19 protein-coding genes are annotated in these 25,426 nt (G+C 70.3%); 6 read left to right on the plus strand and 13 right to left on the minus strand.

The window, feature by feature from the left end:
• Window positions 1–50 precede the first annotated feature (50 nt).
• A complete protein-coding gene (locus tag HFP15_RS10885; RefSeq protein WP_168514260.1) occupies window positions 51–506 on the minus strand; it encodes a DUF6474 family protein in 456 nt (151 codons plus the stop codon).
• Window positions 507–600: 94 nt separating this feature from the next.
• On the opposite strand from HFP15_RS10885, the gene HFP15_RS10890 reads away from it, so the two are divergent.
• On the plus strand, window positions 601–2,232 hold the full coding sequence (locus tag HFP15_RS10890; RefSeq protein WP_168514262.1) for a TM0106 family RecB-like putative nuclease: 1,632 nt from the start codon (window positions 601–603) through the stop codon (window positions 2,230–2,232).
• A gap of 72 nt (window positions 2,233–2,304) precedes the next feature.
• On the opposite strand, the gene HFP15_RS10895 is transcribed toward HFP15_RS10890, so the two are convergent.
• On the minus strand, window positions 2,305–3,063 hold the full coding sequence (locus HFP15_RS10895; protein ID WP_168514264.1) for an SDR family NAD(P)-dependent oxidoreductase: 759 nt from the start codon (window positions 3,061–3,063) through the stop codon (window positions 2,305–2,307).
• Window positions 3,064–3,207: 144 nt separating this feature from the next.
• On the opposite strand from HFP15_RS10895, the gene HFP15_RS10900 reads away from it, so the two are divergent.
• Window positions 3,208–4,530: a UDP-glucose dehydrogenase family protein gene (locus HFP15_RS10900; RefSeq protein WP_168514266.1), complete on the plus strand. Its 1,323-nt coding sequence runs from the start codon at window positions 3,208–3,210 to the stop codon at window positions 4,528–4,530.
• Window positions 4,531–4,669: 139 nt separating this feature from the next.
• Here HFP15_RS10900 and HFP15_RS10905 read toward each other — a convergent pair whose 3' ends face one another.
• Window positions 4,670–6,076: an MFS transporter gene (locus HFP15_RS10905; protein ID WP_168514268.1), complete on the minus strand. Its 1,407-nt coding sequence runs from the start codon at window positions 6,074–6,076 to the stop codon at window positions 4,670–4,672.
• A 101-nt stretch (window positions 6,077–6,177) separates the two neighbouring features.
• Here HFP15_RS10905 and HFP15_RS10910 point away from each other — a divergent pair, with 101 nt between their 5' ends.
• The 3 genes from HFP15_RS10910 to HFP15_RS10920 are packed head-to-tail and all read left to right on the plus strand — an operon-like array spanning window position 6,178 to window position 8,868.
• Window positions 6,178–7,017 carry a helix-turn-helix transcriptional regulator gene (locus HFP15_RS10910; RefSeq protein WP_168514270.1) on the plus strand — a complete coding sequence of 280 codons (840 nt, stop codon included), beginning with the start codon at window positions 6,178–6,180 and terminating at the stop codon, window positions 7,015–7,017.
• A gap of 58 nt (window positions 7,018–7,075) precedes the next feature.
• On the plus strand, window positions 7,076–8,200 hold the full coding sequence (locus HFP15_RS10915) for a sensor histidine kinase (RefSeq protein ID WP_168514272.1): 1,125 nt from the start codon (window positions 7,076–7,078) through the stop codon (window positions 8,198–8,200).
• Window positions 8,197–8,868 carry a response regulator gene (locus tag HFP15_RS10920; RefSeq protein ID WP_168514274.1) on the plus strand — a complete coding sequence of 224 codons (672 nt, stop codon included), beginning with the start codon at window positions 8,197–8,199 and terminating at the stop codon, window positions 8,866–8,868. The genes HFP15_RS10915 and HFP15_RS10920 overlap by 4 nt, the downstream gene beginning before the upstream one ends.
• 137 nt (window positions 8,869–9,005) lie before the next feature.
• Here the strand turns inward: HFP15_RS10920 and HFP15_RS10925 are convergent, their stop codons facing one another.
• The 10 genes from HFP15_RS10925 to pdhA all read right to left on the minus strand — a co-directional run bounded on the left by HFP15_RS10925 (window position 9,006) and on the right by pdhA (window position 23,454).
• Entirely contained in the window at window positions 9,006–10,292 is a 1,287-nt protein-coding gene (locus HFP15_RS10925; protein ID WP_312871531.1) for an acyltransferase family protein, read from the minus strand.
• A gap of 79 nt (window positions 10,293–10,371) precedes the next feature.
• The gene (locus HFP15_RS10930) at window positions 10,372–14,085 is read right to left on the minus strand and encodes an FkbM family methyltransferase (protein WP_168514276.1); all 3,714 of its coding nucleotides are present in this window, start codon (window positions 14,083–14,085) and stop codon (window positions 10,372–10,374) included.
• A complete protein-coding gene (locus tag HFP15_RS10935) occupies window positions 14,078–15,235 on the minus strand; it encodes a hypothetical protein (RefSeq protein ID WP_168514278.1) in 1,158 nt (385 codons plus the stop codon). The genes HFP15_RS10930 and HFP15_RS10935 overlap by 8 nt, the downstream gene beginning before the upstream one ends.
• Before the next feature lie 140 nt (window positions 15,236–15,375).
• Window positions 15,376–16,413: a hypothetical protein gene (locus tag HFP15_RS10940; protein WP_168514280.1), complete on the minus strand. Its 1,038-nt coding sequence runs from the start codon at window positions 16,411–16,413 to the stop codon at window positions 15,376–15,378.
• A 73-nt stretch (window positions 16,414–16,486) separates the two neighbouring features.
• Window positions 16,487–17,311, minus strand: a complete 825-nt coding sequence (locus tag HFP15_RS10945) for a DUF72 domain-containing protein (protein ID WP_168514282.1) — start codon at window positions 17,309–17,311, stop codon at window positions 16,487–16,489.
• A 16-nt stretch (window positions 17,312–17,327) separates the two neighbouring features.
• Window positions 17,328–19,274 carry an ABC transporter ATP-binding protein gene (locus HFP15_RS10950; RefSeq protein WP_246271606.1) on the minus strand — a complete coding sequence of 649 codons (1,947 nt, stop codon included), beginning with the start codon at window positions 19,272–19,274 and terminating at the stop codon, window positions 17,328–17,330.
• A complete protein-coding gene (locus tag HFP15_RS10955; RefSeq protein WP_168514544.1) occupies window positions 19,274–19,831 on the minus strand; it encodes a TetR/AcrR family transcriptional regulator in 558 nt (185 codons plus the stop codon). Before HFP15_RS10955 ends, HFP15_RS10950 begins: the two co-directional genes overlap by 1 nt.
• Window positions 19,832–19,954: 123 nt before the next feature.
• Window positions 19,955–21,217 carry a dihydrolipoamide acetyltransferase family protein gene (locus tag HFP15_RS10960; protein ID WP_168514284.1) on the minus strand — a complete coding sequence of 421 codons (1,263 nt, stop codon included), beginning with the start codon at window positions 21,215–21,217 and terminating at the stop codon, window positions 19,955–19,957.
• A 3-nt stretch (window positions 21,218–21,220) separates the two neighbouring features.
• Complete coding sequence (locus tag HFP15_RS10965) at window positions 21,221–22,246, minus strand: alpha-ketoacid dehydrogenase subunit beta (protein ID WP_168514286.1); 1,026 nt, start codon at window positions 22,244–22,246, stop codon at window positions 21,221–21,223.
• Window positions 22,246–23,454, minus strand: coding sequence for a pyruvate dehydrogenase (acetyl-transferring) E1 component subunit alpha (pdhA, locus tag HFP15_RS10970; RefSeq protein WP_168514288.1), 1,209 nt, complete (start codon window positions 23,452–23,454; stop codon window positions 22,246–22,248). The genes HFP15_RS10965 and pdhA overlap by 1 nt, the downstream gene beginning before the upstream one ends.
• Window positions 23,455–23,804: 350 nt before the next feature.
• Here pdhA and HFP15_RS10975 point away from each other — a divergent pair, with 350 nt between their 5' ends.
• Window positions 23,805–25,232, plus strand: a complete 1,428-nt coding sequence (locus HFP15_RS10975) for a M20/M25/M40 family metallo-hydrolase (RefSeq protein WP_168514290.1) — start codon at window positions 23,805–23,807, stop codon at window positions 25,230–25,232.
• Window positions 25,233–25,426: the final 194 nt, after the last annotated feature.

The following is a 25,426-nucleotide window of genomic DNA, read 5'->3' on the forward strand; positions in this document are numbered from 1 at the left end:
GCGGTCGAGTTCGGGCTGGCGCTGCCGAGTCGGGGTTCCGGGTCGGCAGGCTAGACACCGAGGCGGCGCAGGATCTGGGACTCGAGCTGCTCGAGTTCCCCTGCCACCGCCTGGTGAGCCGACTTCCGGCGCGCCGCGGGCATGCGTTCCGCGGCGCGCACGGCCGCGGTCAGCTGCTCCAGCGTCGCCTGCGCGTCGGCGGCGAACTTCTCGTCCTCGCCGGTGTGCCGCTCGGCCTTGCGCAGGTCGGCCAGCGCCTCGTGCACCCCGGCGATACGCGCCAGCAGATGCGCGCCGCGGCCGGTGAACTCCGAGAGCCGCGCGACCGGCACGCCGAGCCGCCGCGCCTGATAGCGGTCGTACGCCTCGCGCACGGCTCCGGCGGCACGCACCGCGACCGGGGCGAGGACCGGCGCCACCGCGGGCACCACGATCTTGGCCACGGAGACGGCGTTGCGCGCCTTCTTCGGCGTCAGGCCCTTGCTCTCCGCCTTGTTGCGTGACATGCACTGAAACTTACTGGTCGAGTCCCGCGGCGGCATACCGGACACGTGACCGGCCGGTGACTTTTTGTCGGGGGTAGCTTCTAAAGTGGTCTGCATGGAAACAGAGGTGCTGCTGGACGCCACCGCGATGAGCCGGTGCCGTCGCCGCGTGCACCTCGAGCACGATCCGGCCATGCGCGGCACCCCGCTCGCCCCGCCGGATCCCGCCGCCGAGCAGCGCATCGCCGACGCGGCCGCGCACCGGGCCGAGATCCGGCAGCGGCTGGTCGAGGCCGTACCCGGCTCGTGGGTCGTGGTACCGCGCGAGCTGCCCACCGACGAGCGGGTCGGGATGACGGAGCAGGCGCTGGCCGACGGCGTCTCCTACATCTGGGGCGCGCTGCTGCCCGCCGATCGTGAGGGCCACCGCCGCGGCGGGGCCGAACTGCTGATCGGCACCGAGGGCGGCTACCTGCCGATGCTGGTCGTGCGGCACCGCATCACCGACCCCGGCACCGGCGCGGTCACCACCTCACTGACGGACCTCGATCCCGGTAACGCCACCGTCGATGAAACCCGCAAGGTGCGCTCGCAGCCACGCGATCAGCTGCGGCTCGCGCACCTGCGCCGGATGCTGCAGGCGCGCGGCCTGGCCACGGTCCGCCCGCTCGGCGCGGTCATCGGGCTCGACGCGGACCTGGTGCTGTGGCACGACCTGACCGCCCCCACCTGGCCCGGCGGCCGCAACGCGCTCGACGAGTACGACGTGCGGCTCGCCGACCGGGTCGCGGTCGCGCAGGCGGCGGCAGGCGGCGGGCCCGCGCTGGCCGAACCGTCACGCGTGCTCGAATGCCGCACCTGCCCGTGGTGGCCCACCTGCGAGACAGAACTCAACGCCGTCCGGGACGTCAGCCTCGTCGTCCGCGGCGAGGACGCGATGGAGCTGCGCCGCGCGGGCGTATCCACTGTGGACAAGCTGGCCGCGCTCGATCCGGCGGAGGAGCCGCCGATCCTGTGGACGTCGGGCACCTTCGCCGACGCCGTCGCGCTCGCGCGGGCGTGGCTCGCCGATCTCACCGTGGTGCGCAAGGTACCTTCGGTCGAGGTGCCGCGCGCCGACGTCGAGGTCGACGTGGACATGGAGAGCTTCGGCGAGTCCGGTGCGTATCTGTGGGGATGCCTGCTGTCCGGTGCGGACGTCGGGTTCGCGCCGGGCTACCGGTCGTTCGTCACCTGGGACCCACTGCCCACAGTGGACGAAGCGCGCTCGTTCGCGGAGTTCTGGACGTGGCTGATGGAGGTGCGCGCCCGCGCGCTCGCCGCCGGGCTGACCTTCCGCGCCTACTGCTACAACGCGATGGCCGAGAACCGCTGGCTGTTCGGTTCGGTGGAACGATTCGGCGACCATCCCGGAATTCCGGTCAAGCGCGAGGTCCAGTCCTTTGTGGACTCCGACGAGTGGGTGGATCTGTTCCGCAGTGTGTCGGACCAGTTCCTGTGCTCGCGGGGCAAGGGACTGAAGGTGGTGGCGCCGGTCGCCGGATTCGCCTGGCGCGACCCGGAGGCCGGCGGCGAGGCGTCGATGCGGTGGTACCGGGCTGCGGTCGGGATGAACGATCTTCCGTCGGACGTCGAGCAGCGCGAACGGTTGCTGCGTTACAACGAGGACGACGTCCGGGCGACGAAGGTACTGCGCGAGTGGATGTCCGGACCCGCCAACGAGATCCCGTTCATGGGAAGTCTTTAGCCTTCCCCGCCCCGATCCCGAGCGAGGCTGGGGATCGAGGCGGGAAGAACCGGCTTCGCCGTCCGCTGCTGGTCAGCGCGGCGCCATCCGCAGCGAGCCGTCCAGGCGGATGACCTCGCCGTTGAGGTAGTCGTGCTCCACGATGTCGATCGCCAGCTGGGCGTACTCGTCCGGGCGGCCGAGGCGCTTCGGGAACGGCACGCCCGCCGCGAGGCCGGCGCGGAAATCCTCGCTCACCGTCGCCAGCATCGGGGTGTCGATGATGCCCGGCGCGATCGTCATCACCCGGATGCCCTGCGAGGCCAGGTCGCGCGCCGACGGCAGCGTCATCCCGGCGACGCCGCCCTTCGAAGCCGAGTACGCCACCTGGCCGATCTGCCCGTCGAACGCCGCCACCGACGCGGTGTTGATCACCACGCCGCGTGCGCCGTCCTCCAGCGGCTCGGTCTTCGCGATCGCTTCCGCGGCCAGGGTCATCACGTTGAACGTGCCGATCAGGTTGATCTCCACGACCTTGCGGAACAGCCCGAGATCGTGACGGCCCTTCTTCGACAGGATCCGCGCCGAGGGACCGATGCCCGCGCAGTTCACCACCGTGCGCAGCGGGACCCCCGCGGCCGCCGCCTGCTCGACCGCCGCGAGCACCTGGTCGCCGTCGGTCACGTCCGCCGCGACATAGGTGATGCCGTCCACCTGCGGGGCCTTCTCGATGCCCGCGGGCAGATCGAGCGCGAACACCCGCGCCCCCTTGTCGGCGAGCGCCTTCGCGGTGGCGCCGCCGAGTCCGGAGGCACCTCCGGTGACGATCGCGGCCGTGTCCAAGATCCGCATGTCAATCCCTTCCTGGCTAGGAAACCCCAGGTTAACGTCCGTTCAGACGCTGGATTCGTGGCCCTTCTCACCCGTAGCGTGGAGTACTCGGGGCTGACCCCTGCAGTTAGCGTGGCCGTCAACTCCGGCTGTCATTTTGCATCCATGGGCTCAGCTCGGATCGCCGTCATCGGCACCGGATACGTCGGACTGACCACGGGCGCCTGCCTGGCAAGCCTCGGTCACCAGGTCACCTGCGTGGACGTGGACGCGGCCAAGGTCGCCAGACTCGCCGTCGGACAGGTGGACATTCTCGAACCCGGGCTGGAGGAGCTGGTCTCTCGCGGACTGTCGACCGGCCGCCTCAGCTTCGTCGTGGGCTCGCGCGACGCGGTCGCCGACGCGGAGGGCGTCTTCCTCTGCGTGCCGACGCCGATGGGCGCGGGCGGCGCCGCCGACCTGCGCGCGGTCGAAGCCGTCATCGACGAGGTCGCCGATGTGCTGCCCGCCGGCTGCTCGGTGATCACGAAGTCCACCGTCCCCGTCGGCACCGCACAGCGCATCCGCGACCTGCTCGGCCGCACCGACATCCCGGTCGTGGCGAACCCCGAGTTCCTCCGCGAAGGCACCGCGGTCAGCGACTTCCTCAACCCGGACCGCATCGTCGTCGGCGCCGACGACCAGGACGCCGCGCGCTGGGTCGCCGACCTCTACACCGACCTGTCCGCGCCCAGCGTGGTCACCGACGCGGCCAGCGCCGAACTGGTCAAATACGCCGCGAACTGCTTCCTCGCGATGAAACTGTCCTACGTCAACGCCGTCGCGGAACTGTGCGAGCGGCTCGGCGCCGACATCGCCTCGGTCACCGAGGGCATGGGCTACGACCGCCGCATCGGCCGGTCCTTCCTCAAGCCCGGCCCCGGCTGGGGTGGTTCGTGCCTGCCGAAGGACACGCACGCGCTGGTGCAGGTCGCCGAGTCCGTCGGGTTCGACTTCTCCCTGCTCTCGGCCGCTATCCAGGAGAACATCGCGCAGCGCGACCGCATTGTCGCCAAGATCGCGGGTGCGGTCGGCGGCACGCTCGCCGGTGCCCGCATCGGGGTGTTAGGCCTCGCGTTCAAGGCCGGTACCAACGATCTGCGCGACTCGCCCGCGCTGTCGGTGACGGCGATGCTGGCCGCGCACGGCGCCGAGGTCACCGCGTACGACCCCGCGGTCGGCGGTGAGCTGCCCGGGATGCGCGTGGTCGACGACCCCTACCAGGTCGCGAAGGCGGCCGACGCGATCGTCGTGCTGACCGAATGGGACGAGTTCCGCAAGCTCGACTGGGCCTACATCGCCGACATCATGCACGGCGATTCGGTGGTCGACACGCGGAACCTGCTGGACCCGACGGCGATCATGGACGCCGGTCTGTGCTGGCTCGGCCTCGGCCGCCCCCGCGCCGGTCAGTCCCTCCAGTCGACCGGCTTCGCGCGGCAGGGTTAGGACTGCCGGAGCCCGAACTCGATGCCCTGGTTGTCCACGCACTCGGCAGTGCGCCCGAACGGGTTCTGCTCGCACCGCTGCGCCCACATCGGACAGTGCCGATCGCGAGCTCCGCGTGCCCGATCCTGAACGAGATTTTTCAGCCGCGCGGGTCGGGTAGCCGGTTCGCCGCCACCGCGATGGCCGCGACCAGCGCCGCCTGGATCGCGGTGCACGTGATCAACGCGGCCGGGGTGCCACCCAACGTGGCGAACACCGTGCCGAGGATCGCCACGCCGAGCGCGAGGCTGGTCTGCTGTGTCGTGGTGAGCACGCCGCTGCCCGCTCCCGCGAGTTCGCCGGGCACGCGCGAGAGGATCACCCGGAACATCGTCGGCGCGGTCAGTCCCTGGCCCGCGCCACACAGCAACGTGCCCGGCACGAAATGCAGCACGGTGAGGTCCGGCCACGCGATCGCGACCGTGCCGATGAGGACCAGCAGTCCGAGCAACTGCACGCTCGCGCCCAGCACGACCGCCCGGCGCCCCAGCCGGTTCGCGATCCTGCTGCTGTAGAGCGACATGACCAGGAACGCGACGGCCAGCGGGGACAGCGCGAGCCCCGACGCCAACGGCCCGAGCCGCAGACCGTTCTGCAGGGTCAGCGCGTAGACGAACATGAACCCGCCGAATCCGATGAAGAACGGCACGGCGATACCGAGACCCCGCCGCATGCTCGCGACCCGCAGGATCGACATGGGTAGCAGCGGCACACCGCCGGCCGCCTCCATGCGCCGTTCCACCGCGAGGAACACCGCCGCCGCGAACGGGCAGAGGCCGAGCAGCACCCAGCACCATGCCGGCCAGCCGAGTGCGCGGCCCTCCATCAGCGGCACCAGCAAGGTCAGCAGCGTCAGGCCCAGCAGCGCGGTGCCCCAGCGGTCCACGCCGAGCGGGTTCGCGGCACGCGTCTCCGGCACCGTGTGCCGGGCCAGCAGCACACCCGCCAGTCCGATCGGCACGTTGACGAGGAAGACGGCACGCCAGCCGCCGGCGGACACCAGTACTCCGCCGAGCAACTGGCCGACGACCATGGCCAGGCCGGCCGTGGCGCCGTAGTAGCCGAGGATCCGCGCACGCCGCTCGCCACTCGTGGTGGCCTGGATGATCGACAGCACCTGCGGCACAAGCAAGGCGGCGGCCGCCCCCTGCGCGGCCCTCGCCATCACGAGCACGGTCGCGTTCGGAGCGATACCGCAGGCCAGCGAGGTCAGCGTGAACGCGGAGAGCCCCGTCATGAACAGGCGCCGCCTGCCGAAGGCGTCCCCGAGCCGCCCGCCGACCACGAGCAGCAGGGCGAACGCGACGCCGTACGCGGCGACGATCCACTCCAGCGCCGCCGACGAGGTGCGCAGCTCGGCATTGATGGTGGGAAGTGCGACGTTGACGATGAACAGGTCGATGGGCGCCAGCGCGGCGCCGAGGAGCACGGTGAAAAGGCCGGCTCCGCCCAGCTCCCGGCGCAGAAGGACCGGTCGGGTGCGGGTGTCCCGCAGGTCATTGGCCATGACAACCACGCTTCGCCCGCGACGAGCCGGGTACCAGTTGTCACTTATCCAGGTATCGGCACTACCTGGTACCCGGCTGCGCGAGGCGCGAGACTGGCACTATGACCACCACCATGCCGGCCGATCGCAACGCCATCCGGCGCCGGGAACTGGCCGCGTTCCTGCGCAGCCGCCGCGAGCGCATCACGCCCGAGCAGGTCGGGCTGCCCGTCGCGGGCAGGCGCCGCACGCCGGGCCTGCGGCGTGAGGAGGTCGCGCAGCTCGCCGGGGTCGGGGTCACCTGGTACACGTGGCTCGAACAGGGCCGCGACATCAACGCCTCCGAGCAGGTGCTGGACGCGGTCGCGCGCACGCTGCACATGGATCCGCACGAGCGAGCGCACCTGTACACCCTCGCCGGGACCGTCGCACCGACCGAACGCGAGGACTGCAGCGCGGTCTCACCCGCCGTCCGGGCCATCCTCGACCAGCTCGCGCCCTATCCCGCGGCGGTCTACAACGCGCGCACGGACATCCTGGCGCACAACGCGCCTTACGACTGGTTGTTCGAGGTCGGCAGGCTGCCGTTCGAGGAGCGCAACTCGATCCTGCAGTGCTTTCTCAATCCCGAGTGGCAAGCCAGGATGTTCGACTGGCCGGGCAACGCGCCGCGCGCCATCGCGCAGCTGCGGGCCGCGATGGCCGAACACGTCGACGAGCCGGCCTGGAAAGCGCTGGTCAAACGGTTGCGCCGGGAGTCGTCCGAGTTCGACGCGCTGTGGAACCGGCACGACGTGCAGCCCATGTACGCGTTCTCCAAGCGGTTCCGGCATCCCGTAGCGGGCTCGCTCACCTTCGAGACGACTCATCTGTGGTTCGGGAGCCGGTCGGAAATCCGGCTCACCACGTTCGTTCCCGGCGACGAGGAGACCGCGGCGAAGCTCGTACAGCACCTGTCGTAACCGAACAGCCGCTTCCGGGCGGACGCGCCGGCCAGGCGACTGTCGTAGCTTTTGTGTCGTGTGGCGAAGCGAGCGTGTCCGGTGGGCGGGTGACGCGCTGTTGACGCTGCTGCCGCTGGCGTTCGTGCTCGGCGTGACCACGGCGGCGGGGCATTTCCAGCCACATGCGCGGCAGCTGGACGCGCTCGGCTACGGCTGGCTCGTCGCGGCCGGGTTGCCGCTGCTGCTCGCGCGCCGCTTCCCGCTGCTCGTTTTCGTCGCCACCGCGGCGCTGACCTTGGGTTACTACTGGTCGGCCTACCCTGGCGGACCCGCCATGCTGCTGCCCACCATCGCCCTGTTCGTGCTGACCAGGATCCGTGGCCCGCTCGTCGCCGGCATCGCGGGTGTGGCGACGCTGCTGGTCGCGACCGTGATGCGGCTGGTGACCAGCGGCAACATGGTCTACGACGCGCGCGCCGGGCTGCTCGTCGTCTGGCTGATCGCGGTCATCGGCATCGGCACGGCGGTGCGCAACCGGGTCGCCGCGATCCGCGCCGCGCGGGAGCGGGCGGCCGAGCACGAGCATCGGATGAGCGAACTGGAACGCCTGCGCATCGCACGGGAAGTGCACGACGTCGTCGCGCACAGCCTGGCCCTGATCAACGTGCAGGCCGGAGTCGCCGCGCACATCGCGGACCGGCGGCCGGAGCAGGCCGTCGAGGCGTTGCTGGCGATTAAGGAAACGAGTGCGTCCGCGCTGGCCGATCTGCGCGCCACGGTGACGGTGCTGCGGTCGGGCCAGGGGCTCGGTCCGGCACCGAGCCTGCGCCAGCTGGACGAGCTGCTGGAGCACACGCGCGCCACCGGACTGACCGTGCGGGTGCACGGTTCGCCGGGGGAGCTGCCCGCGCCGGTGGACGGGGCGGCGTACCGGATCCTGCAGGAGTCGCTGACCAACGTGGTGCGGCACGCGCACCGGCCCGGCACCGTGGACGTCCACTTCGGACGCAAGGACGGCAGGCTGGAGCTGGTCGTGCGCGACGACGGCAAGGACGCGACCGACCCGAGGATCGGCAATGGGCTGCGTGGCATGGGCGAACGGGCGGCCGCGCTCGGCGGCGAGTTGACGGCGCGGGCCGTCGACGGTGGCTTCGAGGTGCGGGCCGCGTTGCCCGTCGAAGATCGAACGGGGGAGAAATGACGATCCGGGTTGTGCTGGCCGACGACCAGGCGCTGGTCCGCGCCGGGTTCCGGGTGCTGCTGGAGACCGAGGACGGGTTCGAGGTGTGCGGCGAGGCCGGCGATGGCGCAGGCGCCGTGGCGCTGGCGAAGGAGCACCACCCGGACATCGTCGTGATGGACGTGCGCATGCCGGGCGTGGACGGGCTGGAAGCCACCCGGCGGATCACCTCGGACCCGGAGCTGGTGGACACGAAAGTGCTGGTCCTGACCACCTTCGACGTCGACTCCTATGTCTACGAGGCGCTGCGCGCGGGCGCCGGCGGGTTCCTGCTCAAGGACACCGAGCCGGTCGACCTGCTACGGGCACTGCGCGTCATCGCGGAAGGCGAGGCGCTGCTCGCGCCCACCGTGACACGACGGCTCATCGCCGAGTTCGTCAACCGCCCGGAGAACCGCCGTGTGGACACCAGCGCCGTGCGCGAGGTGACCGAGCGGGAACGCGAGGTGCTCGCACTCGTCGCGGGCGGGCTGTCCAACGACGAGATCGCCGCATACCTGGTCATCTCGAAGGCGACCGCGCGGACCCACGTCAGCCGCATCATGACCAAGGTCGGCGCCCGCGACCGCGCCCAGCTGGTCGTGCTGGCCTACGAGTCGGGCCTGGTCAGCCCCGGGAGCGCAGGTTAGCCACGAGCCGCACCAGGAACACGACGCCCACCGCCATGACCAAGGCGAGTTGCCACCACATAGCTCCTCCCTTCGCCCCCGATGCTCACTTAGAAGGCGCTCCAGCGCGGGAGGGCGTTGGGTGACAGGCCCAGAAGTCACCTGTTAGGTGTAACGCGCCGCTGGTGTCGCGGCGGTGCCGCGTGACGTCCATTGCGCGGTACCGGGCGCATCACGACCGTGCGCTCCTCGGAGGGCTGCGGCCGCGGCCGGGGACGGTGCGTGGACACGGGCGCGAGTTCGACGGTGATCTCCGCGCTGACCGGGATGGGCTTCGGCGTGCTGTCGCCGTCCTTCGGCTTGTGCGACAGCCTGCGCGCGAGCGCGTGGCTCGGCCGCTCCACGAACCGGTAGCTCACCTCGACCACGCCGAACACGCACGCGATCACGATGATCAGCGCGAGCGGCAGCGGCACCGCCGGACGCAGCAGGTTCAGCAGCACGAACGTGACCAGCATGTGCAGCAGGTAGATCGAGTAGCTGCGTTCCGACAGCGCCGTCCAGAACCGCCGCTGCTTGAGCTTCGGCTCGGCGAAGATGCCCATCAGGAAGCACACCACCGCGAAGGCCATCGCGAGGTTGTACGAGGTGTCCACGCGGCCCACGTCGATGACGTCGCCGAGCACGTACAGGCTCCACGCCAGAGCACCGAACACGCCGCCTGCCCACAGCGGGATCTTCTTCGACGTGGTCGCCCAGATGACCTGGCCGATGATCATGATCGGCAGGTAGGACACGTTCACCGCGAACAGGAAGTACTCGGCGGTGAGCTGCCTGCCGCTCGTCATCACCACGAAGATGAACGTGATCTCGATGGCGATGGCCAGCCACACCCACCGGCGCAGCACCGGCAGCAGCAGCATCAGGATGACGTAGAACAGGACCTCGACGATCATCGTCCAGGCCACCGGCACCAGCACGATCTGCGGGTTGATCAGGTAGTTGACCAGCAGGGTGTTGGTCAGCACGGTCAGCGGCGTCAGCTCCTGCGACTGTCCCGGCGTCGCGGGCGGATGCAGGTGCACCAGTATCAGCAGCGCGGTCAGCAGCACCACGAACACCATCGGCGCGTACACCCGGATCAGCCGGTTCACGGCGAACCGGCCGGTGCCCTGCCGCAGCGCGATCGGGGTGACCACGAAACCGCTGACCAGGAAGAAGAACGGCACCGCGATCTGCCCGATGCCCTGGGTCGACATGTGCATCGGGTTGCTGGTGAGCGCTTCGATGAAGTCGATGTAGGGCGCGTGCTCGCCCTTGGCCTTCACCCAGGGATGCGCGATGTGGCTGTAGAAGACCAGCAGCGCGCCGAGCCCGCGGCCGATGTCGATGAAGACGATCCGGTTCTTCTTCGCCGGTTCGGAGGGCGTGACTTCGGCCAACACGCACCCCCAGCTGGTCGAACCGACTTAGTCCGTAGGGAGTGTAACGAAGAAACACCGAGTGGTTTCTACGGTTGGAAAATCACCCTGCCGAGGCGGGGTCGGGTCGGAGCCACAGCGTCACGAAGTCCTTTTCGTTACGCCGCGCGATGCGAATCAGCTCCCGGTCACCCTGTGGGTAGGTGACCGGCCCTTCGTCGCCGACCTCGATCGGCTGGTAGCCCAGCTCGCGGTAACGGGCGAGCACCGCATGGGGATCGTCCCCGAGTTCCTCGATCGCACTCGGGCAGAACTCGCACACGATGTGCGGGCGGTCGCGGCGCAGCACCTCGTCCAGCCCGGCCAGCGCCCGGTGATCGCGGCCCTGCAGATCGACCTTGATCAGGGTGATCTGCTGCTCGCGCACCTCGGGCACCTCGCCCAGCCGGACCGCGGGCACCTCGATACCCGGCCCGTCCTCGCTGACCCGGTTGTCGCCGCTGTTGTCGGCCTCCGGATGGGTGAGCCGCACGGTGCCGGCGTGGTCCCAGGCGGCGACCGGCAGCACCGTGGTCAGCTCGACCGCGGCGGCGGGCAGGTTGACCTCGAGGTTGCGGCGCAGGTAGTGGGCGTTGAGCGGATCGGCCTCGACGGCGATCACGCGCGTGACGTCCGGACAGGACCGCATCAGCCGCAGCGTGTGGTAGCCGACGTGCGCGCCGATGTCGAGGATGGCGCCGGGATGCCGGGTCACCAGCTCGCACATGAGCTCGGCCTCGCTGTTCTCCCAGGACCGGTGGAACTGGATCCACGGAAGCATGACCTCGTCGACCGGCATCAGCAGCGCACCCACGTCGCTGACCACGACCTCGGCGTCGCGTGGGATCGGAACGTGGGAGAGCCGGGCGGCGTCGCGGAGCGCACCCAGGTCGACCGAGACTCGGTTGATCGCCTCCTCGTCCTGGTCGAGCCGCTGGTCGCGGGCCGAGAAGTCGGCGTGCACGCGCGCGGTGACCGACTCCAGCTCGCCGGTGAAGCTCTCCGACAGCTTGCTGACGTCGGCCTCGATGGTGCGCACCGCCAGATCGAGGCCGGGCGTCTGGTCGCGCAGCGACTCGACCGAGGTCTCCAGCGCCCGCAGCCGGCTTTCGACCGAGGTCTTGAGCGTGTCCAGCTTGTCGTCGAAACGGCGGCTCAGCTCCGCGGCGCGCTGCGCGTCGTCGAGGCGGGCCTCCACGGACTCCAGCCGGGACAGCAGCCTGCTGGTGGTCTCCTCGGTGGCGTCGCGCAGCTCGCCCATGACCCGGCGCTGGTGCACGTCGTAGTGGTCGATCGCGCGCAGCACGGCCTTGCGCAGCGCGGGTGCCAGCGGCGTCCGCGCGGGCGCGCCGGGCTCCGGCCGCCAGTGCAGCGCCTCCGCCGCCTTGCGCACCGGGGTCAGCGGGTGCTCGGGCTCCTGCGGCCGGTGCGCCTGGCGCGAACGCCAGATCTCGTGTGCGCCGCGCAGTTCGCGCCGCATCCACTCCGCGGCGGCGGCCATGGACCGCGTGCGCAGCACCTGCCGGCGTGCGTTCCGGCCGCGCCGCTCGGCCTCCTCCGGATCGTCCGCGACCTCGCGCATGGCGGCCGCGGCCGCCTCGACGTCCGGATCCGCCCACCGGGTGTCCGGTTCGTACGGGTCGTTGCCCTTGCCCACCGGGACCAGCCGGTAGGGCACCGGCCAGCCGGTGGTCGAGTCGAGGAACTCGGTGGTGCTGGAGTAGTCCGTCGAGATGACCGGCATGGCGCGGGCCATCGCCTCGGCCACGGTCAGCCCGAAGCCCTCACCCCGGTGCAGCGACACGTAACAGGTGCTGCGGTCGTAGAGCTCATGCAGTTCGGCCACCGACAGGTAGCGCTCGATCAGCTCGATCCTCGGATCGCCCGCGGCCGCCGCGCGCAGCCGCTCCGCCTCGAACGGGCGCTGCCTGGCGTTGATGGTCTTGATCGTCAGCCGCACGTCGTCGCGGCCAGGGAAGGCCTGCTGGAACGCCTTGATCGTGCCCCACGGGTTCTTGCGCTGCGCGATGCTGTTGAAGTCGAACGCGAACAGGAACCGGACCGGCTCACCGGCCTCGCGGGCGGGACGCGACGGTTCGCCAGGGTCGCGCACCGGAACGGGCACGGTCTTGACCGGGATCGGTGAGTGCTCGGCGATCGCGGTGCGGCAGAAGTCGCTGACCGTCCACACCTCGTCGACCAGCCCGAACGCCTCGTGCATCGACGCGGGGAAGTCCTCGGTCTCCCACGCCCACAGGCCGATCCGGTAGCGGTCGTGCCCGACCTCGGGATGCGTGCCGAGCAGCACCCTCGTCTGGTCGGCGTTGACGGCGAGCACGCTCACCGGGAACCGCGGGTCACCCAGGCTCTCGGGCTGCTCGAGATCCGTGCGGTTGAGGATGCGTTCCTCGACCACCGACGCGATCGGCACCCCGGCGGTCTCGATCGCCTCGTGCACGATCCGGCCCATCTCGCCGACGCCCAGCTCGGCGGTCAGATAGCCGAGCAGGTTGACGCCGAACTCGTCCACCGGCGCGCGGGCGGCCACCGGACGACCGGGCAGCGCCCACTCGGCGAGTTCGCCCTCGTTGATGCCGGAGGACACGCACCACGAACGGAACTTCTCGGCGTCCTCACCGGTCGGGTGCGGGAAGGCGATACGAAGATCGACACGGGCGTCCCAGACGGCGAGCGCCGCGCGGTTCAGCCCGGACGCCGCCTGCGCTGAATCCTCCGGGCTGGCCAGCCACTCGCGCAGTGCGCGGCCGCCGTCCTCGCCGTAGGCGTGCGGTGGGAGACGCTTCTTCTTGCGCTCGGCCTTGATCCACGCCTCGCGGAACACGCGCCGGGCCAGTTTCGGCAGCGGTGTGCCGTCCCCGAAACCGGCGAAACCGTAGGGCACCGCTTCCAGCGTCTCGGCGTAACCCGCCTCGCGCAGCGCCGCACCGTAGGCGTCGCACAGCTCGCGCAGTTCCGGGTTGGCCGAGAGCAGCACGCGCGGTTTGCGTGCGCAGTAGTAGGTCAGCAGCCACGGCGTCTCCGGCCGGTATCCGCTGAAATGAAAGAACCGCAGCTTCGCCCCGCCTGCGGTCAGTTCACCATTGTCCTCGCGTCTGACCGGGCGGTCGTGCAGGTTCCAGTACGCGACGTTGAAACCGGGGTCGGTGAGCACGTGGTGGCCGAACAGCGCGGGCACGTTGTCCACCCAGCGCTGGTCGGTGAACAGCTGCTGCTCCGGCGCCACGATCGCGTCGTGACGCAGCCGCTGCGCCCAGAAATCGAGGAAGTCGCCGGAGCCGGGACCGACCCCGATGAAGCCGAGGTTGAAGATCCCGGCGCCCATGATGACGGCCTCGTCGGGCTCCATCCCGTCGCGCGGCAGCGGGGAGAGCACGTGCGGGGTGAGCACGATGCCGTGCTCCATCGCGAGCTCCGCGATCTCCGGCATCGCCGTGAAGACCTTGATGTCCGGGTCGAGGTAGATCGCCACGTCGTACTCGCGGCGCAGTTCACGCAGCAGATAGGGCTTGACCGAGGTGGCCAGCTCGGTGACCGAGTAGGCCGTGGCCATGCGCAGGTAGTCGTCGCGGTCGATGCCGAACGCGTCCTGCCCGACGACCCGGTACCCGTCGCGCTCGTCCTCGTGGCCGTCGATGACCGCGATGACGAAGTCGTTTTCGGGATGCTGGTCCAGGTAGGACCTGGCCAGGACACGGGCCGCGGGCAGGTAGTTGCGCGCGACGATCGTGCACGCGGTGACTCTGCGCGCGTCACCCATTGCTCGGCAGCGCCTTCAGCTGGGCGTCGAGGATCGAGTCGAAGTTCGTGCGCGCGGTCTGCAGGCTGCCTGGAGCGGTCACCTCGATCCGGACCACCACGTTGTCGTGCGCGTAGTGGGCACGGATCTGCGCGGGTGCGCCGTCCTTCGCGTCGACCGAGGAGGCGAGCACGCCGGCCGGGGTGCCGCTGACGCGGGTGGCGCCGTTGCGGATCTGCGTGGCCAGCAGCTGGCTCGCCGCGTTCTGCGCCGCGGCGGGGCTGTTCACCTCGGTCAGCATCAGGATCACGCGGGCCCCGCCGTCGAGGTCGTGCACCACGAACTTCACGTCGCTGGCCTGCGCCGTCTCGTACGTCGAAAGCTCGTCGGAGGTGAGGTAGTTCAGCGCTGGGATCTGCGTGAAGGTCTTGATGCTGTCGTAGTTCTCCGCGGTGCCCGGAACGTCGGCGACCGCCATCGGGTCCGGCGGGGCCTGCACCGAGCTGGGCGCCGGGGTCGCGGTGTTCTGCTCCGCGGCGCCACCGCTGTCGCGGCCCCACAGCATGTAGGCGCCGAACGCGATACCGGCCAGCACCACGACCGCCGCGACGATGGCGCCGATCTTGGCGCCGTTGCCCTTCTTCGGCTTGTCCTCGAACGACTCCGGGCCCTGCTGCACCCAGCCGGAGTCACCGGCGGGAACCAGCGGCGGCAGGTCGCCACCGCCCCACGGCGGACTCTGGTCGGACTCGGGTGCGTTCCACGGCTGCTGGGCCTGCGGGAAACCGCCGGCGGGGGAGGCCGGGCCCGCCTGCGGGAAACCCTGTGGCGGCGAGTAGGGCGCCTGCGGCGGCGCCACGTATTCGGTGCGGCCGGCGTCCGCGGGCTGCTGCTGGGGCTGCCACGGCGGCACCGCCTGCGTGCGGTCCGCGCTGTTGTCGGCGGGCGGCTGCTGCTGCGGCGTGCCGTGCGGGGGGCTGACGGGCGCGATCACCTGTGTCGAGTCCGCGCTGTTGCCGCCGTTCTGCTGCGGCGACGGGGACTGCTGCGTGTCCGGCTGCCCGACGGCCGACGACAGCACCTGGTCACGCCGTACCCGGTAGTCGTCCGCCGAGAGTCGCCCGGATGCAAGCTCTTCGTCCAGCTTGCGCAGCTCCTCCTGCCAGGACACCAGGGGCCCCCTATCTCTTGGTTTCGCGAACGAGTCGGCCGAACCGCGACTCGACGTGTATGCGACGTGCACATTGTGCACGGCAGCGGCCTCGTGTGGATTCGCGGGTCGTATTGTTATCTACCCGCGCGGGGCAGGCGTTAGCTCGCCGGCAAAGCGGCGGTGACCTGCGCACGAACGTGGTCCAGACGGCTGCGGAGCTCGGCCGGGTCACCCGTCAGCGGCTGCGAGACGCCCATTCCGACGGCGAGCGATCCCGAGCTGTACCACAGTGCCATGACCCGCCCGCTCGGATTGCTGCCGACGAAGGCGAGTTCCGATTCGGACTGGCCGAGCGGCGACATCGTGAAACCGTATCCGGTCAGTTCCTTGCGCAGGCCCATCGCGAGCTGGTCGGCCGTGGCCGGGGCGGACGCCGGGACCACGATCGTCATGGTGCCGTTCGGGCTGTTCGCGGGGTCGGCCGAGGCCCGGAAGACGATCTTGTCGGCGCCGCTCGTCCTCATCAGGTCGGCGTCGGCCTGCGTGATGAGCTGCAGCGAGACCGCCTTGCCGAGCTCCAGCGTGCCGTTGTCGGGGCTCGCCGCGCCGGGCAGCGTGGGCAGCTTGGCTTCGGCCATGCCCAGCGCGTCGGCGGGCGCGACGTTGGCCGGCGTGGGGGCCGTGGCCGAGGAGTCGTCGCGGGCGTTGAGGAACACGGTCGCGCCGATGATCATCGCGAGCACCAGCACGACGCCGAGCGCGAGGAACAGCCAGGTGGGCTTCCGGCGGGGACGCTGGACCGGCACGGTGGGCAGCGGCGGCACCTCGGACCGACGGGGCGGGGTGAGGCCGGGCAGCGGGCCGATCGCCCTGGTCACGACGGTGGGGGCCTCGTGGATGCGTGGGTACGGCATCTTCTCGGTGGGGCGCTCGTCGGCCGGGCTCGGCGCGGTGGTGGGCCGCGTGGTGGCCAGCAGCGCGGCGGAGGCGCTCTGTTCTTGTTCGCGCTTGCGCGGCGGCTCGGGTGGAGGCGGCGTGCTCGGCGGCGGATTGAGCGGCGCGGCCACCGGTGACGGCGCGAATCCACCGGAGGCGGCGGCGAGCAGCTCGTCGCGCTGCTTGCGGTGCTCGTGCAGGCTGATCTTGCCGCCGGCCAGTTCGGCATCCAGACGGCGCAGCTCGTCCTGCCAACTCATCTGGTGCTCCTTGGTGGTCTGCCGGCCCGGGCCATACGTTAGCGCGAACGAGTGGTTCCGGGCGGACGCACAGTCAGAAAAGGGTCAGCGGCTGCGTGGGCACGGGCTCGGGAAGCGACGCGAGTCCGGGGAGGCGTTCGCGCACGTCGTCGTGGAAACGGCGGGCCAGCGACGGTGCCTCGGCGTTGTCCGGGGTGTGGATGAACACGGTCGGGGAGCGGCCCTCGCGCAGCCAGGTCACGACCGTGTCGACCCACGGCCGCCAGCCGAGCGCGGTCCGCTCGGGATCGTCGCGGCCGATGTAGCGCACCACCGGATGGGCCGTGAGCGCCTCGGCCCGGCGGGGCAGCCGCGGCTTCTTCTGCCAGGATTCCTGTTCCGCCTCGGTGACCGGCGGCTGTCCGAACAGGACGGTGGTGTCGAAGGTGACCCACTCCGCGCCGTCGAGCGTCGCTTCGAGCGCTCGCGGATCGTCGAAGAACGCCGGATGGCGCACCTCGACCACCCGCCGGTAGTCCCGCGGCAACCTGCGCAGGAACGACGCGAGGGCAGGCAGATCGGCGGGCCCGAAGGACGGCGGCAGCTGGACCCACAGCGCATGCACCCGTTGCCCCAGCGGTTCGACGGCGTCGAGGAACGCGCGCATCCGCGGCGCGACGTCCACCAGCCGCCGCTCGTGTGTGACGGTCTTGGGGATCTTGAGCAGGAACCGGAACTCCGGCGTGGTCTGCTCCACCCACGAGGCGACGGTGTCGGCGGACGGGGTGGCGTAGAAGGTCGTGTTGCCCTCGACCGCGTTGCACCAGGAGGCATACGCCCGAAGCCGCTCCCGTGGCGCCAGTGGCCGGTTCTCCCACGACGGATGACTCCACATCGCGCAGCCGACGTGGAGATTCATGCCGGCGAGGCTACCTTCACGCGTACGCCGCCGCCTGCAGCGTGAACAGGTCCGCGTACTGGCCGCCCAGCGCCATCAGCTCGTCGTGGGTGCCCTGTTCGACCAGCTTCCCGCGTTCCAGGAACAGGATCTTCTCCGCCTGCCGGACCGTGGAGAACCGGTGCGAGATGTACAGCGTGGTGCGGCCGGCGGCCAGCGCCCGCAGGCGCGCGAACAGGTCGTGCTCGGCCTGCGCGTCCAGCGCCGAGGTCGGCTCGTCCAGGATCAGCACCGGCGCGTCCCGCATGAAGGCCCGCGCCAGCGCCACCTTCTGCCACTCCCCGCCGGACAGGCTCACGCCCTGGTCGAACCACCGGCCCAGCGGGCTGTCGTACCCCTTCGGCAGCCGCTCCAGCCGCTCGGCCGCGCCCGCCCGCCGCGCCGAGTCCACGATGCGCTCGCGATCGTCGAGGCCGCTGAGCTGGCCGAGCCCGATGTTCTCCGCCGCGGTCCCCTGGTAGGTCACGTAGTCCTGGAACATCGCGCTGATCTGGGCCCGCAGCTCGTCGGGGTCGAACTCGCGGATGTCCGTGCCGTCCAGCAGGATCCGCCCCGCCGTCGGGTCGTACAGGCGGCACAGCAGTTTGATCAACGTCGACTTGCCCGCCCCGTTCCGGCCCACCACGGCCACCGTCTCGCCGGGCCGGATCTCGAAACTCACCCCGTCCAGCGCCGCCTCGTCCGCGCCGGGATAGCTGAACGACACGTCCCGGAACTCGACGTGCCCCCGCACCGGCGAGGGCAGCGCCCGCGGCCGCGAAGGCGCCGTGATCCCCGGCCGCGTCCCGAGGAACTGATACAACGTGTCGAGATAGAGATTGTTCTCGTACATCCCCGTGAACCCGTTGAACAGCCCCTGCACCGAGGTCTGCACCGCCGTCGCGGCGCTCGTGTACAAGGCCAGGTCACCGATCGTGAGCCTGCCCGCCACCGCCTCCAGCGCGATGTACAGCGCGATCCCCGAACCCGCCAGCGTCGAGAGCAGCCCCCACGCCGTGCCGACGACGTTGCGGGTCGTGGTCAGCTTCCGTTCCCGCGCGTAGTAGGTCTGCCCGAGCCGCCGGAACCGGTCGACCAGGTAGTCGCCGAGCCCGAACACCTTGGTCTCCTTGGCGTAGGTGTCCGTGGTGACCAGCGACGACAGGTAGTCCATGCGCCGCCGGATCGGGGAGATGTACAGCGCCAGCATGAACGCGCGCGACCCGTACTTCGACTGCGAGATGAACGCCGGAATCGGCGCCAGCAGGGCCACCGCGGCCAGCAGCGGGTTCACCGACACCAGCAGCGCCACCATGCTCGCGAACGTGATCGCGGTGCGGACCAGGCTCAGCGCCGAGGTCATCATCGACACCGGCCGCGACGGTGCCTCCTGCGAGGCCTGCCGCAGCAGGTCATAGGACTCCGACCCCTCGAAGAACTCCAGGTCGAGCTTGGCGGCGTGCGCCATCACCTGGTGCCGGATGGTCAGTGTCATCCGTTCCTGCAGCAGTTGCTGCGCGACGTTCGTCAGCGCGGTGCTCAGCGCGGTGAGCGTGAAGACGCCCAGCTGGAACAGCGTGATCTCGACGATCCGGTTCGTCGACCCGTGCCCGGCCACGGCCGCGACGACGGCGTCCAGCAACAGTTTCGCGATGTAGGCGGTGACCGTCGGCACCAACCCGCTGATCAAAGTGGACAGTGCGATGAGGATCGTCATCGGCGGGCTCGCCCGCCAGGTCAGGCTGATCACCCTGGGCAGGCCGCGCACCGTGCCCGCGACGTTCGTGCGCAGCCGGTGCCATCTGGCACGCAGATCCTTGGGCTGGTCGTCCTGCTTGGGGTCCGGGATGTCGATCGGGCCGGTCAGCCCGCTGTCCGGTACCGTGCTGCTCGCCTTGCGCAGCCGTTTGCGCAGGCCGGTGCCCGGCATGCCGCCGCCGTGCATCATCTGGCCACCACCGCCCCGTGCAGGAACACGTCGATCAGCTGCGCGACGTCCGGGGTGTGCTCGTCGCGCGGCCGGTTGAACAGCAGCGCCAGGAACATCGCGGCCGACTGCTGTGGCGACAGGCGCAGCGTGTCCTTGTCCGGTTCGAAGAGCTCCGCGACCGCTTCGCGCATCGCGGTGACCGACGCCGCCCGGTCCCCGCCGCGGTGCCGTTTGCGCAGGTTGTTCGCCTGTCCGGACTGGTGCAGCGACGCCATCAGCGCCCCCATCCGGTCGAGGTGGGCGCGCAATGCGTCGGCGGCCTCGGCGAGCCTGGTTTCCAGCCGCGCCTCCAGCGGGATCTCGGTGATGAGCCCGAGCGCGTCGTCCGGGCGCAGTGCCTCCAGCACGCACTCCTGGATGAGTTCGTCCTTGTCCTTGAACGCGCGGAAGATCGTGCCCTCGCCGATGCCCGCGGCACGCGCGATCTGCGCCGTGGTGACGGCCGCGCCGTGCTCGACCACCAGCGGGAGCACGGCACGGACGATCATCTCGCGGCGCTGCTCCTGGCTCATCGCGGGCGCGCGCCGCTTGGTCCCCGTGGAGTTCATACCGACCACTATGCGGAGTGAGTTCTCACTCCGTCAAGCGGATAAAAACGAGCGGGGAGCCCGCGCACCGGACTCCCCGCTCGTGGTTCAGTACGTCATCGACATCGCCGGATCGGCCAGAATCGCGCCGACGTCGGCCAGGAACTGCGAACCCTGCTGCCCGTCGATCAGCCGGTGGTCGAAGCTCAGTGCGAGCTGCAGCACCTTGCGCACGGCCAGCTCGCCGTCGACGACCCACGGCATGTCCTTGATCGCGCCGAACGCGAGGATCGCCGCCTCCCCGGGATTGATGATCGGGGTGCCGGTGTCCACGCCGAACACGCCCACGTTGGTGATCGTGATCGTGCCGTTCAGCATGTCCGCGGGCGGTGTCTTGCCGTCGCGGGCGGTCGCCGTCAGCTCCTCCAGCGCGACCGCCAGCTCCCGCAGCGACATCGCGTCCGCGTCCCGGATCTTGGGCACCACGAGCCCGCGCGGGGTCGCCGCGGCGACCCCGAGGTGCACGTAGTCCTTGTAGACGATCTCGCCCGCGGCCTCGTCCCAGGTCGCGTTGACGTCCGGGGTCCGCTTCGCGGCGAGGCACACGGCCTTCGCCGCGAACACCAGCGGGGTCAGCTTCAGGCCGGCGAAGGCGGGGTGCTTCTTGAGCCGCTCCCGGAACTCCATCATCGGTGTGACGTCGATGGTCAGGAACTCCGTGACGTGCGGCGCGCTGAACGCACTGGCCGCCACCGCCTGCGCGGTCGCCTTGCGCACGCCCTTGATCGGCACCCGCCGCTCGCGTGCGCCGCTCACCGGTGCGGGTGCCGGCGGGGCGGCCGCGCGTTCGACGTCCTCGCGGGTGATCACGCCGTCGGACGATCCGGCGAGCGCGGTCAGGTCCACCCCGAGGTCCTTGGCGAGCTTGCGCACCGGCGGTTTCGCCAGCGGCACGTATCCGCCGCGCGCCGCCGGAACGGCCGGCTCCTGCGGCGCGGGTGTCTCGGGCGCCTTACGCGCGCGGCGTTTCGCCGCGACCGTCTTCGAGCCGTAGCCGACGAGGGGTTTCATCTCCTCGTCCTCGGCGGCGGGCGCCGAACCGTTCATGGCCGGCGCGGCGCCCGAGGGATCGACGTCGATGGTGAGGATCGGCGCGCCGACCTCGACCGTCTGGCCCGGCTGCACGAGCAGCTCGGTGACCTTGCCCGCCCACGGGATCGGCAGTTCGACGGCGGCCTTCGCGGTCTCCACCTCGACCACGATCTGGTTGACCGACACGACGTCCCCCGGCTGGACGCGCCAGCCGAGGATCTCGGCCTCGGTGAGGCCCTCGGCGGTGTCGGCGAGCAGGAACTGTTTGAAGTCCGGCACCGCTCACCACCCCAGTGATCGGTCGACGGCGTGCAGCACCCGGTCGAGATCGGGCAGGTAGTGCTCCTCCAGCTTCGACGGCGGATACGGCGTGTCGAAGCCGGTCACCCGCAGCACGGGCGATTCCAGCGAATAGAAGCATTCCTGCTGCACACGGGCCGCGATCTCCGAGGTGACCGAGGATTCCGACGGCGCTTCGCTGACCGCGATGAGCCTGCCGGTGCGGCGCACCGACTCGAACACCGGGCCGAGGTCCAGCGGCGAGATCGTGCGCAGGTCGATGACCTCCAGCGAACGGCCTTCCTCGGCTGCCGCGGTGGCCGCGTCCAGGCACACCTTCACCGAAGGCCCGTACGCCACCAGCGTCGCGTCGCTGCCCTGCCGCAGCACCCGCGAGGCGAACAGCGGGCCCACCGGATTCGCGGTGTCCACATCGGACTTCAGCTGTCCGTTGTGGTAGAGCCGTTTCGGCTCGAAGAACAGCACCGGATCGTCACACGAGATGGCCTGCTGGATCATCCAGTACGCGTCGGCCGGATTCGAGCAGGAGACGACCTTGAGCCCGGCGATGTGCGCGAACAGCGACTCCGGCGATTCGGAGTGATGCTCGACCGCGCCGATCCCGCCGCCGTAGGGCACCCGCACCACGACCGGCACCTTGACCCGGCCCTGCGACCGGTAGTGCAGCTTCGCGAGCTGGCTGGAGATCTGGTCGAAACCGGGGAAGATGAATCCCTCGAACTGGATCTCGCACACCGGGCGGAACCCGCGCACGGCCAGCCCCACCGCGGTGCCGATGATGCCGGACTCGGCCAGTGGGGTGTCGAGTACGCGCTGCTCGCCGAAGTCCTTCTGCAGCCCGTCGGTGATACGGAAGACACCGCCGAGCTTGCCGACGTCCTCACCGAGGATGATGACCTTGTCGTCGGCCTCCATCGCGGCGCGCAGCCCGAGGTTGAGCGCCTTGCCGATGGTCAGGGACTGAACCGGGGACCGTACGTCCATTTCGGACTTCACTGGTGCGGCCATCATCGCTCACCCGCCGTCGCGAATCCGTCCAGATAGGACAGGTACTCGGCCCGCTGTGCCTCCAGCACGGGAGATGGTTCGGCATAGACGTTGTCGAAAACCCGGTCCGGCGGCGGTTCGGGCATGTTGAACGTGAACTCGCGCAGGTCCGCGGCGAAGGCGTCGGCCTCGGCCTGCACCTGGTCGAAGTAGGACTGGTCGGCCAGTCCGTTACGGGCAAGATGCACGCGCACGCGCTCGATCGGGTCCTTGAGCTTCCACGCCTCCAGCTCGTCGGAGAGCCGGTAGCGGGTCGGATCGTCGGTCGTGGTGTGCGCGTCCATGCGATAGGTGTAGGCCTCGATCAGCACGGGACCGTTGCCGTGCCGGCATTCCTCCAGTGCCCAGCGGGTCACCGCGAGACAGGCCAGCACGTCGTTGCCGTCCACCCGGATGCCGGGGAAACCGTAGCCACGCGCGCGCTGGTACAGCGGAAGCCGCGACTGGCGCTCGGTCGGTTCGGAGATCGCCCACTGGTTGTTCTGGCAGAAGAACACCAGCGGCGCGTCGTACACCGCGGCCCACACGAAGCCCTCGTGCACGTCGCCCTGGCTGGTGGCGCCGTCGCCGAAGTAGACGATGGTGGCCTCACCGTCGTCATCCCCGACCTTGCCCTCGAACTTCTGGCCCATCGCGTACCCGGCCGCGTTGAGCACCTGGTTGCCGATGACGATCGTGTAGGGGTGGAAGCCGTGGGCCTTGAAGTCCCAGCCGCCGTGGTCGGTGCAGCGGAAAATGCCCAGCAGCTCGCGGAAGTCCACGCCGCGGGTGTAGGCCACGCCGTGCTCGCGGTAGCTGGGGAAGGCCATGTCCTGCGGTTTCAGTGCCCTGCCGGAACCGATCTGCGCGGCCTCCTGGCCCAGCAGCGGAACCCAGATGCCCAGCTGGCCCTGGCGCTGCATGGCGTTGGACTCGCGGTCGGCACGGCGCACCAGCACCATGTCGCGGTAGAGCCCGCGTAGTGCCGTGCCGTCGATATCCTCGACGTAGCTGTCGAAGAGGGGGGCGGGGACTCGTTCGCCTTCGGGGGTCAGCAGCTGAGTCAGCTCAGCGCCACCTTCGCTCGTAGCTCGCAAACCAGCGATCACCTGCTCCCGGGATGGTTGTGCCGCTCGTGCGGCCGGTCCTTCCCCGGGCTCCGGGTGCGTCCACTGTTCTGGGGACGACATGCGCGTGTTCTCCTGACGTGTCAGCGCCGGGAGGTCGCTTGTGGCGACTTCACCGGCTGGGACCGGCGGCCACCCGCGCATCGGGTCCGAAGCGCTCGGGGTAACCGTCGGCCGTGACGGCTTACGTCGTAATCCTGACACGAACGGGCCCTCTCCGGTGAGTCACGACTCCGGATTTGTTGTCCGGAAACCGTCGTTGAGCTGCGAAAACCGTAGGACTACCGAAGGTGGGGGTGCCGAGAGTCGGGCATGCACACGCGGTGTGACCAGCCGGTTGTGCCGCGCGTACCGGCCCCGGTCCGGGAGATGCTCATCGGGCGTGACCTGCGCCACATCGGCGCGCTGGCAGAATGGCGGCCGTGGAACAGACAACCGTGCGCGAAACCGTGTCCAGCCTGTGGCGGAACGAGGTCCTGCCCAGCCTGTCCGACCTGGTCAGGATCCCGGCGCTGTCCCAGGCGTTCGACCAGGACTGGGCGGAGAACGGGCATCTGAACGCGGCTGTCGAGCACGTGCGGGGCTGGATCGCGGGCCGGCGCCTGCCGGGCGCGACGATCGACGTGGTGCGGCTCGAGGACCGCAGCCCGGTGCTGCTGATCGACGTGCCCGCCTCGCCCGGCGCCGAGGACCGTGGCACGGTTCTGCTCTACGGACACCTCGACAAGCAGCCCCCGGTCGGCGGCTGGTCGGAGGGGCTCGGCCCGTGGACGCCGGTGCTGCGCGACGGCAAGCTGTTCGGCCGCGGTTCGGCCGACGACGGGTACGCGGGCTACGCGGCGGTGGCGAGCCTTGAGGCGATTCACGCCGCCGGTGGCACACACGCGCGGTCGGTGATCCTGCTGGAGACGGGCGAGGAGTCCGGCAGCCCGGATCTGCCGCGGTACCTGGAGCATCTGGCGGGCAGGCTCGGCGAGGTGTCGCTGGTGATCTGCCTGGACTCGGGCGGCAACGACTACGAACGGCTGTGGCTGACCACGAGCCTGCGCGGGCTGGCGCAGGCGCACGTGACGGTGCGGGTGCTGGACTCGGCTCAGCATTCGGGACTCGCGAGCGGGATCGTGCCCAGCTCGTTCCGGATCCTGCGGCAGCTGCTCGACCGGCTCGAGGACGCCGATACCGGCGAGATCAAGCTGGCCGAGCTGAACGTCGAGATCCCGGAGAACCGCCGGGCCGAAGCGGCGGCGACGGTGGAGGTCGCGCCCGGCGCGGTCAAGTCGGCTTTCCCGCTGTACGGCGGCATGCGCCCGGTGTCGGAGGACGAGCTGGAGCTGACGCTCAACAACAGCTGGCGGCCGACGCTGTCGGTGATCGGTGCGGCCGGTTTCCCGCTGCCCGCCGACGCCGGCAACGTGCTGCGCGATTCGACGACGCTCGCGCTGAGCTTCCGCCTCCCGCCCACGGCCGATTCGGCGGCGGCGCTCAACTCGGTGGAGAAGGCACTGACCACGGATGTCCCCTACGGCGCGACGGTCGAGCTCTCGGGCGTCGAGCACGCGAACGGATGGAACGCGCCCGACCCGGCGCCGTGGCTGTCGGCGGTGCTGGAGCAGGTGAGCGAGGAGGTCTTCGGCGCCCCGTGGCGTTCGACCGGCCTCGGCGGCTCCATCCCGTTCATGGGGCTGCTGGCGGAGAAGTACCCGCAGGCGCAGTTCCTGGTCACCGGCGCGCTCGGTCCCGACTCGAACGCGCATGTGCCGGACGAGTGGCTGCACCTCGGGCAGGCGCAGCGGCTCACCGAGGCGGTCGCCCACGTACTGGACGCCCACGCGAACGGCTGAGACGCCCGAAGCTCCCTGATGTCCAATTCGGACGGTGGAGTTTCGGCGGCGCCGTCGCGGTAACCGTCGTGTTAGCCGCTCGTTACCCGGGCGTTCCAGGTAGTCCGACATCACGCCGTGACCTCCCTGATGCTGCGAGAGGTCCCGTCCGAGTGGCAGTATGCGTGGACTCACACGGTATGACCTACTAGGAG

It is taken from the genome of Amycolatopsis acididurans (assembly GCF_012328925.1).
Classification (GTDB): Bacteria; Actinomycetota; Actinomycetes; order Mycobacteriales; family Pseudonocardiaceae; genus Amycolatopsis_E; species Amycolatopsis_E acididurans.